This is a genomic window from Nonomuraea harbinensis (assembly GCF_019396385.1).
GTDB lineage: Bacteria > Actinomycetota > Actinomycetes > Streptosporangiales > Streptosporangiaceae > Nonomuraea > Nonomuraea ferruginea.
In genome coordinates, this window is record NZ_JAHKRN010000049.1 from 1 (window position 1) to 11,779 (window position 11,779).

An 11,779-nucleotide genomic window follows, 5' to 3' on the forward strand; every position below is an offset into this window, starting at 1 on the left:
GGATGTAGGTGAATCTCTGAAATCGCGTCTCTAGGGGCTTTCGGGTGTCTGCATCTCTCACGGCTGGATGACCTGCAGTTTCAGCTCTGCAGGACCTCCAGGACCCGCGAATTACGTCGAACCCGGGAAGGACATATGGCACACCTCTCTATGTTCCGCTATCAGCCTCGGCTCAGCGGGGATACCAACACTCCCCAGAACACAGAATCTCCTGACAGGGTACGACCCTCACACGTCACGGAAAGCCGGTAATCGCGATAAACCTGTGCTCCATCTCTAGTGGGCGGCCCCGAAACGGTGACGCTCTGCAGCCCCAGACAGCACACGGCTCCACTACGATTCGTAGAATATGTGAACGTCCGGTCGTTCACTCAACGTGGACACAAAGGCCGAAACGCCAAGAACACGCGAATGCGTCGTACAGAGCCGGGAACATCGGTGGGCCATGTACGGCCGGTGGCGCTCGCCCTTCGGATGCAGACGTTCTGCACATGTGAAGGCCAGGGACGTCGGCCCTGTCTGTCGTTCGCGGTTCGACTCCACTCTGGTGTTGACCAAGGCCGAGGCACTCACGAACGTCACGGAGCAGACCTGGCCGGGCTCATCAAGAACTGGGATCTTCCCATTTGAGCCAGCCGCGGTCTCGGCCCTTGATCGCCAGGCCTGGTTCCACGGTCAGGGGCGTCGCCGGGTGAGACGGCGGCCCTTGAGGAACAAGAGCGTGCCGACCGGGGTGAACACCAGGCCCAGTGCGCCGGTGATCAGCGGGGCCAGGAACGCCGACCAGAACGAGGAGATCCGCGCGTCGGACGGGTCGTCCGGGTCGTAGGCGACGGGCACGCTCTCGCCCTCCGCGTAGGCCGGTGGGTTGCTGCCCGTGGAGCTCTGGAACGAATACTGCCTGCCGTCGACCGTGAACTCCACGGTTGGAAACCACGTGGTGCTGCGGCGGATGTAGCCGTCGGAATTCCGGGTCGTGCTGGTCCGTGCGGTCAGCTCCACCACGGTCCCGTCTGTCCGCTGGGCCGAGGCCAGGAAGCTGGCCGTGGAGGCGGCCAGCGCGATGGTGACGCAGAGCAGGACCAGACCGATCAGGCCGAAGATTCCGCCGACGAGGGTAAAGAGCCGTCCGTTGTGCATGGGACGAGTGTGCCAATACCGGTGCCGGGCGCGCTGCCCCCTGTTGCCGCAGTCGGGCAGCGCCACATGGCCGGCTAGCGTTGCGGGCGCCGGCCCAGCTTGTCGGTCCAGCCGAACTCCTCGAAGGTCACGCGGACCGTGTCCTCGCCCTTCTCGGCCACCGAGTACTCCAGCAGTTCCGCCGTGTCCTCGTCGACGACGAGCTGGAACTCGTACCCGTCGTCGCTCTCGACCGCCAGGCCGACCCCCGCGCGCCCGGTGGCGTCCTCGACCTCGCCGTGGGAGGTGATGCCGGGCTGGTCGGCGAGGATACGGAAGATGGCCGCCCGGGTGCCGGGAGTGGTCGGGGCGGTCATCAGGTCGACGGTGGTCTGCCACAGGTAGAGGTCGAACTCCTTGTGCGGGTCCGGCAGTTTCGCGAACTGGGCGCGCAGGCGGCCGGCCAGCGCCTTCTTCGACGTGGGCAGGTCGCCGACGTTCTGCATGGTGATGTCCATGTTGGGGATCGACAGGGGCCGCGGAAGGTTGTCGTCGACGCTCTTGGGCTTGTCCTCCGCCAGTTTCGGCGAGCCCTCCTCCTTCCACTTGGCCTCGTCCTGCGGTGAGGGGAAGACGACCTCGTGGTCGCTGCTCTTCACGCGGTGGGTGCCGCCGAGCCGCTTCGGCCGCCACCGTTCCTCGGACTCGACGATGTACGCCCGGTACGGGGGCCCGTCGGGCTGGATGCTCTTGCGCAGGTTCTCCAGCTTCTTGTTGTACTTCTCGTTGATCGCCACCAGCTCGTCGTCCTCGGCGCCGGTCCTGTCGACCTCCGCCTGCTCCTGGAGCTGGAGCTTCCGCGCCTCGGTCCAGAACTCCTCCGGCAGGTGGGAGGTGGGATGGGTCGTACGCTGTCGCACGTACCAGTAGTCGCCGGTCGCGGCGGGCTCGCGCAGCGCGGTGGCCGCGGCGGCGAGCAGGAAGGATCGGGCGTCGATCCGGGTGGCCGGCGACGCCCCCGTGCCGCCGGTCGTGCTCCCGGGGGTGCTCGAAGCCGCGACCGGCGGGGTGTCGCCGGCGGGCGCGCCGGACAGCACACCGGTGGAGACGACGACCGCCCCGGCGGCGACCGCGGCGACCGCGCCGGTGGCCAGGAGGAACAGGGGGCGTCTCGGCGCGGGTGCCGGGTTCCGGGTGCTGCTGAACGTTCGGGCGAGGTCCTCGCGGCGGCGCCGCCGGTAGCTCGCCTCGGCGAGTTCGTCCAGCTCATCGGGCCTGAGCCGGGCGAACATACGGTCGGTCATGTCTTCCCCCACGGGTGTCAGCTCTCCTCGGCGAAGTGGCCGCGCGTCTGTCGCATCGGCCGTCGCGCGGCTCCCATTTCCTGGCGCAGCCTGCTGTCGAGCCGCTTGCGCGCCCGGTGCAGCCGGACGTTGAACGCTCGCGCCGAGCAGCCCATGACCGTCGCGGCCTGGCCGGGCGTCAGGCCGTACCAGGTGGCCAGGATCATCGCCTCCACGTCCTTCTCGGGAAGGGCGCGCAAGGCGGAGATGGCCTGCTCCCGGTCCACCACGTGCTCGGCGACATCCCAGGCGACGTGCTCCTGCTCACTGGTCAGCTTGGCGATCCGCTCGACCAGGTCCTCGCGCCGGTACCGCACGTCACGCTGCTTGGCGAGCTTGTTGCGGGCGACGCCGAGCAGCCACGGCAGCACCTGCTCGGGCAACTCGTCGAGCCGCCGCCAGGCCACGAGGAACGTCTCGCTGCACACGTCCTCGGCCACGCCCTGGTCGACGCGGAGCAGCACATAGCCCAGTACGTTCCGGTAGTACCGGTCGTACAGCAGGGTGAATCGTTCTTCGGGATCGTCCACACCCAGTAGTCCCGCCGGCCGCCGCTCGATTACCGCCGGGCCCGGACTTGTTCCAGCCGCCTGATCATTCGCTCGTGGAGATGTCGAGAACGGCGCCGTCCGGGGTGTGCGCCTTGACGCGGAACTCGGTGGTCTTCCCGCCGGTCATGCCGAAACGCCCGGTGCCTCCCGCGCCGATGACCATGTAGCCGGTATCCCGGACGATCGACAGTCCGTTGTCCGCGGCGGAGAGCAGGTATCTTCCGCCGTTGACGGAGACCACGACCGGCTTGGACACCTTGATCTGGCACGTGCCGTCCCGGCAGGCGGCGAGGTCTCCGCCGTCCTCGGCGGACGGCAGAGGAGTGGCGCCGGGTTCACCGGACGAGGTCAGCGGCTCGCACTGAGGAGCCAGATCGTACGAGGCGAGGAGTTCCGGATGACCGGCGACCAGATCGGGCAGGTCCGCCGCGGGCTCCAGCCCGGCCGTCGCCCGGGACACCTGCCTGACCTGCTTCTTCAGCTGACCGACGGGGAGCTGCATCAGGAAGAACCGGTCCCCTTCGGGTAGTTTCGCGCGCGCTTTCTTGACTCTGGAGGCCAGGCTCGCGCGGTACTCGTCCACGGCCGGGATGCCGGTGGCGGGGACTTCGGCGAGCGCGTCCCGCATCCGGTCCAGACGCGTCCCGGCGGAGGAGATGTACTCCGCCAATCGTGACCCGAGGAACGGGGCGAATCGCGGATCCCCTGTCAGCGGATCGTCGAACGGATCCGCCCTCAGGGACGCCATGGAATCCCTGAGGGGGCACATTCTGGCGGCCCAGCCGACCAGCGCCCGGGTCGGCGCGGAGACGTTCGCCTTCGACGGGGTGGACGGCGTCAACGGTGTGCAACCTGGCGCGAGGTCATGGGAGACGGCCAACGCCTGATCGCTCTTGACCACCTGAGTGAGAATCGTCGCTTGCGGGGGGATCGCGCCCACCGCCGCGGCCAGCCGCTCGGCCGTGGACAGCTTCTTCTTGTCCGCGGCCTTCGTGATCGCGTCGATGTCCTCGGGCAGTTGCCCCTGTATCTCCTTGAGGACTTTCAGCAGCCGCGCGGATTCCGCGTCCGCCGCACCGTTGCCTGACGGGGACACGGACTCGACCGCCTGGATCGCGCCGCCGACCGTGGAGCTCACGCTGCTGAGGTACCACTCGGCCTCGAAGCCCTCCATGTCCTCCTCGTGTCCCTCCCGTAACGGGCCGTCCACCTGCTGGGTGGTGAGGCACATCGTCTCCGCCCAGCCGACCAGCGCCCGGGCCGGCGCAGGCGAAGGACGAGGCGAAGGCGGAGGAGAGGAGGGCGCCGCCGCTGGAGGACCACCGGCGCCGCACCCCACGCTGACGATCAGTCCTGTCCCGAGCGCCAGCACCGTGCGCCGGCGTCTCCGTGGCACCACGCTCATCATGTCCGCCCTTCCGCTCGGCAGGATGAGGCTATGCGGCCTCCTTCGGGAGGGGTCCCGGCGTGTGATGCCTCACGAACCGGTGGGGTTGATCGTGAAGAACGGGGCGAGCTCGGCCTCGTCCGGGGACTCCAGCAGCCTTCGCAGCAGTTTGCCGTCGAAAGCCACCACGCGCACCTCGTCATGGGTGCCGTTGTCGTTCTCCCAGCAGTAGAGATGCGACTCGTCGTACCAGCCGAGGACCTTGTCGCAGTCAGAGGAGAACCTCTGCACCTGCTTGCCGGTGGCGGCGTCCCAGAGGCAGTGGTCGCTTTCGTCGTCACCCGGGCAGTCGGTCACGAACACCCTGCCCGAGGGCGAGAAGAGGTCGACGGTGCCGGAGGCCAGCGGCCCCACGCCCGGCAGGTCGCGCGTGCGTTCGCCGGCGGCGTCGAAGAAGCGCAACCCCTCGTCCTCGCCGTAGACGATGACGACGCCCTGATCGGCGCCGTCCCAGCCGAAGTCGCTGTCACGGATCGACTCGTCGGCCACGTCGACCACCCGGACCTTGCTCTGGGCCACGTCGTTCCCGGCCACGTCGACGATGGCGAAGCCCAGGGTGGTCCAGACGTCCTTGCCCTGCTTGTTCTCCAGCTTCCTGTTGAGGTTCAGGAGGACCTTGGAACTGTCCTTCGACCAGGCTCGGATGCTGGTGTCCAATGGTTTCCGTACGGTCTTGACCCGGAAACTGGAGCCCGCCTGCCGATCGGTGATGAGGATCGAGTCGTACCCGTCCGAGGTGTAGTCGTCCGGCCTTCCCACGAGATAGCGGCCGTCGGGGGACACCCGCGACTCCAGGTTGCCCGGATACCTGTCGAACTTCCCTCGCAGCGACTGCCTGGCATAGTTGACGTCGTCGTCGAGTTTCTTGTCGTAGGCCTCGTACGACGTCAGGGTGATCGGGTCGGACGGGCTCTCGTTGAGCGTGATCGGCCCGCCGGGCAGCGTGGTCGGCGAAGGCGCGGCCGTGGACTCCGCCGCGGTCGGTGGGGGTGTGGGCGTGCCCGTCCGCAGCGAGCCGACCAGCACTGTCGCGGCCACCACGGCGGCCGCGACGACCAGGGCCGCGGCGGCGACGACGAACGGCCTGCGCGACGTCCTGCCACCGTCAGTGGGCGGAGCGCCGTCCGGGGCGGCCTGCCTCGTTCCCTCCACGAGCGGGTCGGCGCCGAGCTCCGGATTGCGCAGCAGGCGCGTGATCACGTCCATGGCCGTCGGCCGGCGCTCCGGTTCCTTGGCCAGGCACTGCCGCACCAGCTCGCCCAGCCGTTCGTCGAGCGCGCCCAGATCGGGCTCCCCCGTGAGCACGCGGTTCATCACGGCGTGCGTCCCGTCGTTGCCGAACGGCGCCCGCCCGCAGGACGCGAAGACGATCGTGCCGGCCCAGGAGAACAGGTCGGCCGCCGATCCGAGTCCGAGCCCCCTGATCTGCTCGGGAGCCATGTACGCGGGGGTCCCGATCTGCGTGCTGCTCGTCATGGTGGCCGGGCCGAGCGTGCGCGCGATGCCGAAGTCGATCACGCGCGGGCCGTCGGCGCCCATGATGACGTTGCCGGGTTTGAAATCCCGGTGCACCACGCCGGCATCGTGGATCGCGGCGAGCGCGGTGGCGGTGCCGATGGCCAGCCGCTCCAGGTCGCCGCCGGAGAGCGGGCCGTCCTCCCTGACGATCCGCTCCAGCGAGCGGCCCTCGACGTACTCGCTGACGATGTACGGCCGGCCCTGCTCGACACCGGTGCTGAGCACAGCCGCGGTGCAGAACGTCGCCACCCGCCGGGAGAGCGTCGCCTCCTGCATGAAGCGCGCCATGCTCTCCTCGTCGGACGGGTGCAGCCATTTGACGGCCACGCGCGCGTTCATCGGAGTCATGGCGAGGTAGACGACACCCTGCCCGCCTTGGCCCAGCCTGCCGAGGAGTTTGAGACCGCCTAACTCCTCGGGGTCGCCGGAAGTCAGCGGCATGTAATCAACCATGTGGTAATTGTGATCCTTCGGAGTGGATCTGCCATAGCCTTACCGAGCGGCGAACGTACCCGAACTTCCCTCTGTCAGGTCTGCCGTGCTCGTGAAAGGTTAGCGGCATGGCATCGGCGAAACACGGCCCCCGCAGCAAGGTGGACCTCCTGCCGAAGGAGTCCGTCTCCGGCGGACTTCCGGCGGACGTGCCGGGCAGCCTGTACGTCCGGGGGACCAACGGCGGGATCCGCGTCGCGCCGGACGCCGGGTTCGACGTGGTGTTCGGGCGCTGCGAGCCGGATGTCCACGTCTGTGTCGGCCTGGACGACCCGTACGTCAGCCGGCAGCACGGATTCATCACCTACGAGAACGCGCGATGGGTCCTGTGCAACCTCGGCAACCTGCCCATCCGCCTTCCGGGCGGGCGGCTGGTGCTCACCGGACACCGCGCGCCGCTGCCGGTGGCCCACACACCGCTGTTCATCGTCGCCCCCCGGCAGGAGCACCTGTTCGAAACACGGATCGTCATGGCATCGCACCCGGCGACGCGGGTCCCCCAGGAGGCCGACACCCGCGACCCGGACGGATGGCCACTCAGCACCGTCGAGCGCCTGGTCCTGGTCTGCCTGGGCCAGCGGTATCTCCGGCCCGAGCCCTGGCCCCAGCCGTTGACCTGGGCCCAGGTCGCCGACGAGCTCGGCCGCCTCCGTCCCGCGGACAAGTGGACCGCGAAGCGGGCCGCCCACATCGTCACCCAGACGCGTAAGCGGCTCAGCGCCAAGGTGCCCGGGCTGCTGGAGGAGGAGATCCCGCCGCCGCTGGGCAACACGCTCAACCACAACTTGATCATGGCCCTGCTGGTCTCCGCCACGATCGGCCCCTCCGACCTCCGGCTCCTCGACGAACCGGCCGGCCCGCCTCCCGGCACGGTCGATCCGATCCCGTGAAGCCCGGGACCCCTCCCGGACGGCGGCCTGTAAGAACAGACCATGAAACGGTTCTCCATCACCGCCATCGCCCTCGCGTGCGCACTCGCCGTGGCGCCGGCCCTCGCCGCGCAGCCGGCCGACGCCGCGGCCAAGCCGAACCTGCGGAGCTGCTACGACGGGAAGTGTACGTTCACCTTCACCAAGCCGGTGAGCTTCCGGGTCTCCGCCACGTACGGCTCCCGCAAGATCCGCGTCTCCAAGGTGGACGCGGAAACGGTCGCCGTTCAGACGACCTCCGTACGCCGGGTCAACGGCCGGGTGTTGACGACCGGCGGCGGCGTCAACCTCGGGGAAGGCGGCCGGGGATCCGTCGGCGGCCTTTCGTTCCGCGTCCTGTCGGTCACCGACCGAGGGGCGACGATCCGCTTCACCGGCTGACGGCGTCAGGCGTTCCAGCGCAGCGCGGTGGCGGCCCAGGTGTAGCCGGTGCCCGCGGCCAGCAGCAGCACGATGTCGTCCGGGTTGAGCCTGCCCGTGCGCGCCGCGCGGTCCAGGGCGAGGAGCGGGTCCACGCCGCTCATGTGTCCGGTGTCGTCCAGATAGAGGGCGCGGTCGGCGGGCAGTCCCAGGGCGGCGAGCAGGCCGTCGTGCATCGAGCGTTTCATGTGCAGGACGCACAGCTGGGCGACGTCGTGCAGCCCGAGGCCGGATCGCTTGAGCGCCCCTTCGGCCACCCGCACGAAGTTGGGCAGCGAGACCCGGTCCAGGCCCTCTTTCATCGAGGCCGGGTCGGACACGTCGATCAGGTGCCGGCCGTTCCTGACCGTCTGCTCGCTGGCGGGCTCGACGCTGCCGCCGGCGGGGACCCGTACCTGGTGGGAGAAGGAACCGTCGGTGATCATCTCGCTTTCGAGCAGTTCGGCGACACCGCCGTCACGGGTGAGCAGCGCCGCGGCGGCGCCGTCCCCGAAGTTGAAGGCGAAGCGGGAGCGGTTGTTGGTGTAGTCGAGCAGGTACGACTCCCGGCTGGCCGCGACCGCGAGCACCCGCCGCAGGTGCGGCTCGGCGACCATCAGGTCCCGGCAGACCCGGAAGGCCACCGGAGTGCCGCAGGAGACGTAGTCGAGCTCAAGGGCGAAGGCGCGGTGCGTGCCGAGCAGGTGGGCGATCCGCGGCGCGGCCTGCCATACGGCGTGGTCCTTCCAGGTCGAGCCGAAGTAGACGACCGCGTCCACGTCGGCGGGGTCGGTCCCGGTCTCGGCCAGCACCCGGGCGCCCGCCTTCGCCGCCATGTCGGTGACGTGTTCGCCGGGTGGCGCGATGTGCTTGCCCCTCAGCCCGAACCGCTCGACGATCACGTCCTCCGGGATCCGCTCAGGGCCGAGATCTCGGTCGCGGTCATCCGGTGGCGTGGCAGGTAACTCGCGGTTCCGGCGATGCGCACGGTCACGCTTCTCCTCGGGACTCGGTACGGCGGACCAGGGAGACGATGCCTCCGGGCAGGAACATGATCAGAGCGACGAAGAGCACGCCGAGGACGAACATCGGCTCGCTGAGCGGCCCGCTGACCGTGGTCGACAGATCTCCCAGCCGGTGGCTCAGGTAGGTGTGGACGAGGCCGCCGATGAGCGCGCCGGACAGCCGGCCGGATCCGCCGAGCACGACCATGACCAGCAGCCCGAGCGTGAAGGTGGAGTCGGTCACCTCCGCGTGGGCGCCGCCGACGATCAGCGCGTAGACCATGCCGCCCAGGGTCGCCAGGAACGACGACAGGGTGAAGGCCATCAGCTTGAACGCGTAGGAGCGCAGGCCCAGCACGGTGACGCGGGTCTCGTTGTCGCGGATCGCCCGCCACACCCGGCCCGGCCGCGAGGCCAGCGCCCAGCGCACCACCACGACGGTCAGCACCAGCAGCGCCAGCGCCAGCCAGTAGCGGTACTTGGCGTTGACCACGCCGACCAGCACGTCGGGCAGTTGCTCGTACGGGAGCGCGAGGCCGAGTTCGCCGCCCGTCACCCGGAACGGGTCCCGCACCACGAAGATCGCCCCGGCCTGGGCGAAGGCCAGGGTCGCCATGGTGAAGGCGATGCCGCCGACCCGCAGGACGACGGCGCCGAGCACCAGCGGCACGGCCACGCCGAGCACCACCACGTAGCCGAGAACGCCGCCGAGGCCGAGGCCGGTGTTGGTCAGCACCACCGCGGTGGTGTACATGCCGATCGCGACGTACAGCCCGTGGCCGAAGGAGAGCAGGCCGGTGAAGCCGAACAGCAGGTCGAAGGTGATCGCGATGGCCGCCATCACGCACATCAGGGACAGCAGGTGCAGCACACCGGGGCTGGCGAGCGTCCCGTCGAAGAGCAGGGGGATCTGGACGTCGAGGGCGGGCAGCGGCGGAGCAGGTCTTCGCCGCGCTCGGCTACTACGACGCCTCCATCGTGAAGATCACCGAGGCGGCCGGGGTGTCACAGGGCACCTTCTACATTTACTTCGAGGGCAAGCAGCAGATCTTCGACGAACTGGTCGCCGATCTGAACCGCCGGGTCAGGCACGCGATGTCCGAAGCGGCCGCGCAGGGCCACAGCCGTGCCGAGCGTGAGCGGCTGGGCTTCGGCGGATACTTCCGGTTCACCGCCGAGCATCCCGCCCTCTACCGGATCATCCGGCAGGCCGAGTTCGTCTCCCCCGACGCGATGCAACCAGCACTACGCGAAGATCGCCGAAGGCTACATGGAAGGGCTCCGCCACGCGATGGACACCGGCGAGGTCGTCCGCGCCGATCCCGAGGTCCTGGCCTGGGCGCTGATGGGCGTGGGCGAGCTGATCGGCATGCGCTGGATCCTGTGGGACGGCCCGGAGCCGAAGCAGATCCCGGAGGACGTCTTCGCGGAGATGTACGCCTTCATCACCCGCGGCCTCGGCACCCCCTCCGAACCGATCCCGCGATGAGCGACCCCGCGTGGCGCGCTAGGCGCGTGGCTTGTCCAGGCCGGTCAAGCGGGTCAGGGTCGCGAGGCCGTCGTCGGTGCCCGGCCAGTGCCGGCGGACCGCCTCCAGGCCGGCGCGGCGGACCACCGAGCGCAGCACCATGGTGACGACGATGACGTCGTCGGCATAGCCCAGCACGGGGATGAAGTCGGGCACCAGATCCAGGGGCAGGGCCAGGTAGGCCAGCAGCAGCGCGAGCCGTACGCGCACGCCGCGCGGCAGGCCGGGGTCGGCGGCCAGGCGGCGCACCAGGCGCAGCACGTCGGGCAGCAGCCGCAGCGCCTCACGCAGCAGGCCGCCCCGGGGACGGACGATCGCCAGTGTGGCGATCAGCGCCAGCCAGGCGACCAGGAGCGCGGCCACGATCCCGATCAGCAGGTCCCATCCCCACGATCCGGTCATGTCCGTTCGCCTTCCCCCGAATCCGGCTCGGCGACACCCTCGGCCGATCCTGGCCACGGGACCGGCGGCGGGCCGCCCCCGGCCCGGGGGCGGCCCGCTTCCGATCAGTTACTCGTGGCCGGCTTCACGATCTCCAGCTGGTGCAGCCGAACCCGCTCGCGCAGACTCGGTGCCGGTCGTCGCCGGTGTTGCGGTTCATCTCGGTGCGGGTGGTGCCCTTCTTGGACAGGTCCGCCACGACCCATTCCTCGCCGTTCTTGTACCAGCCGTACGGCGTCTTCACCTGCCTCGTCTCGGTCAACGTCACCTTGCCCGCGGAACCGGTGGTGCTGACCTTGAAGGCTCCCCATCGGGCCGCGCACGCCGCCGAGTGGACGAGCTGGAACTCGAGATAGGAGTCGATCCGTACGCGCTCCAGGATGGTCTGGTCCGCGGTGCAGCCCATCGTGGCGGGGTTCTTGCCCACGCAGGACGCCCCGGAACACCCCGCGGCGGCCTGGGCGGAGGTGGCGGCGACGCCGCCGAGCGCGGTGACGGCGAGGGCCGTCGCGAGTGCGGCGCGGCCGAGTGTGAGCAGCTTCATCATGACTTCCAAGAGGTGCAGACGTAGTAGCAGGCCTGGTGGCGGTCGCCACTGGTGTTCTGGTTCATCGGGGTCCACTTCGTGCCGGCGCCGTTGCTGTGGCTGACGGTCTGGACCCGCTGGTTGTACCAGCCGTACGTGGTCTTGATCTGCCGGACGGCCTTCACCACCGAGTAGCCGCAGCACGAGCTCTCGTCCACCCCGACGGCCCAGTAGGCGGAGCACTTGGCGGACCTCATCAGGCGGACGCTCTTGTCCCAGTTTGCGGTCGAGGCGATGGCCATGCGCTCGGCGTCGTCGTCGCAGCCGTAGGTGGCCGGGTTCTTGCCGACGCAGGTGGCGCCCTTGCAGGACAGCGCCGTGGTGGCGCCCGATGGTCCGCCGGTGACGGCGAGGGCCGTGCACGCCAACGCCATCGCGGCGAGAGCGCGTCCGATCGTGGTGCGGGTGGGCATGATGTCTCC

14 protein-coding genes are annotated in these 11,779 nt (G+C 69.4%); 3 read left to right on the plus strand and 11 right to left on the minus strand.

Going from position 1 to position 11,779, the window contains the following annotated elements; genetic code table 11:
* Positions 1 to 675: 675 nt before the first annotated feature.
* The 5 genes from KME79_RS35290 to KME79_RS35310 form a co-directional block, all read right to left on the minus strand.
* Positions 676 to 1,140 (minus strand): DUF3592 domain-containing protein, encoded by a 465-nt coding sequence (locus tag KME79_RS35290; protein WP_187281532.1) that lies wholly within the window; start codon positions 1,138 to 1,140, stop codon positions 676 to 678.
* Positions 1,141 to 1,214: 74 nt separating this feature from the next.
* Positions 1,215 to 2,423: a CU044_5270 family protein gene (locus tag KME79_RS35295; RefSeq protein ID WP_219549609.1), complete on the minus strand. Its 1,209-nt coding sequence runs from the start codon at positions 2,421 to 2,423 to the stop codon at positions 1,215 to 1,217.
* 17 nt (positions 2,424 to 2,440) lie between these two features.
* Positions 2,441 to 2,992 carry an RNA polymerase sigma factor gene (locus tag KME79_RS35300; protein WP_219549611.1) on the minus strand — a complete coding sequence of 184 codons (552 nt, stop codon included), beginning with the start codon at positions 2,990 to 2,992 and terminating at the stop codon, positions 2,441 to 2,443.
* Positions 2,993 to 3,056: 64 nt separating this feature from the next.
* Positions 3,057 to 4,409, minus strand: a complete 1,353-nt coding sequence (locus KME79_RS35305; RefSeq protein WP_219549613.1) for a hypothetical protein — start codon at positions 4,407 to 4,409, stop codon at positions 3,057 to 3,059.
* 81 nt (positions 4,410 to 4,490) lie between these two features.
* Positions 4,491 to 6,431, minus strand: a complete 1,941-nt coding sequence (locus KME79_RS35310; protein WP_219549615.1) for a serine/threonine protein kinase — start codon at positions 6,429 to 6,431, stop codon at positions 4,491 to 4,493.
* Positions 6,432 to 6,538: 107 nt separating this feature from the next.
* Between KME79_RS35310 and KME79_RS35315 the strand changes: the two genes are divergently transcribed.
* Positions 6,539 to 7,360: an FHA domain-containing protein gene (locus tag KME79_RS35315; RefSeq protein ID WP_219549617.1), complete on the plus strand. Its 822-nt coding sequence runs from the start codon at positions 6,539 to 6,541 to the stop codon at positions 7,358 to 7,360.
* A gap of 42 nt (positions 7,361 to 7,402) precedes the next feature.
* Positions 7,403 to 7,780 (plus strand): hypothetical protein, encoded by a 378-nt coding sequence (locus KME79_RS35320; protein ID WP_219549619.1) that lies wholly within the window; start codon positions 7,403 to 7,405, stop codon positions 7,778 to 7,780.
* 5 nt (positions 7,781 to 7,785) lie between these two features.
* Here the strand turns inward: KME79_RS35320 and KME79_RS35325 are convergent, their stop codons facing one another.
* From KME79_RS35325 to KME79_RS35335, 3 genes are all read right to left on the minus strand, one after another.
* Positions 7,786 to 8,700 (minus strand): 3-oxoacyl-ACP synthase, encoded by a 915-nt coding sequence (locus KME79_RS35325; RefSeq protein ID WP_219549621.1) that lies wholly within the window; start codon positions 8,698 to 8,700, stop codon positions 7,786 to 7,788.
* An 88-nt stretch (positions 8,701 to 8,788) separates the two neighbouring features.
* The gene (locus KME79_RS35330) at positions 8,789 to 9,673 is read right to left on the minus strand and encodes a branched-chain amino acid ABC transporter permease (protein ID WP_308249177.1); all 885 of its coding nucleotides are present in this window, start codon (positions 9,671 to 9,673) and stop codon (positions 8,789 to 8,791) included.
* A gap of 134 nt (positions 9,674 to 9,807) precedes the next feature.
* Positions 9,808 to 10,041 (minus strand): hypothetical protein, encoded by a 234-nt coding sequence (locus KME79_RS35335; protein ID WP_219549623.1) that lies wholly within the window; start codon positions 10,039 to 10,041, stop codon positions 9,808 to 9,810.
* Positions 10,042 to 10,072: 31 nt separating this feature from the next.
* Here KME79_RS35335 and KME79_RS35340 point away from each other — a divergent pair, with 31 nt between their 5' ends.
* Entirely contained in the window at positions 10,073 to 10,291 is a 219-nt protein-coding gene (locus tag KME79_RS35340; protein WP_219549625.1) for a hypothetical protein, read from the plus strand.
* 18 nt (positions 10,292 to 10,309) lie between these two features.
* On the opposite strand, the gene KME79_RS35345 is transcribed toward KME79_RS35340, so the two are convergent.
* From KME79_RS35345 to KME79_RS35355, 3 genes are all read right to left on the minus strand, one after another.
* Positions 10,310 to 10,732: a YkvA family protein gene (locus KME79_RS35345; protein WP_219549627.1), complete on the minus strand. Its 423-nt coding sequence runs from the start codon at positions 10,730 to 10,732 to the stop codon at positions 10,310 to 10,312.
* Between the two features lie 124 nt (positions 10,733 to 10,856).
* Positions 10,857 to 11,318, minus strand: coding sequence for a DUF2690 domain-containing protein (locus KME79_RS35350; protein WP_219549628.1), 462 nt, complete (start codon positions 11,316 to 11,318; stop codon positions 10,857 to 10,859).
* Positions 11,315 to 11,770: a hypothetical protein gene (locus KME79_RS35355; protein ID WP_219549629.1), complete on the minus strand. Its 456-nt coding sequence runs from the start codon at positions 11,768 to 11,770 to the stop codon at positions 11,315 to 11,317. Before KME79_RS35355 ends, KME79_RS35350 begins: the two co-directional genes overlap by 4 nt.
* Positions 11,771 to 11,779: the final 9 nt, after the last annotated feature.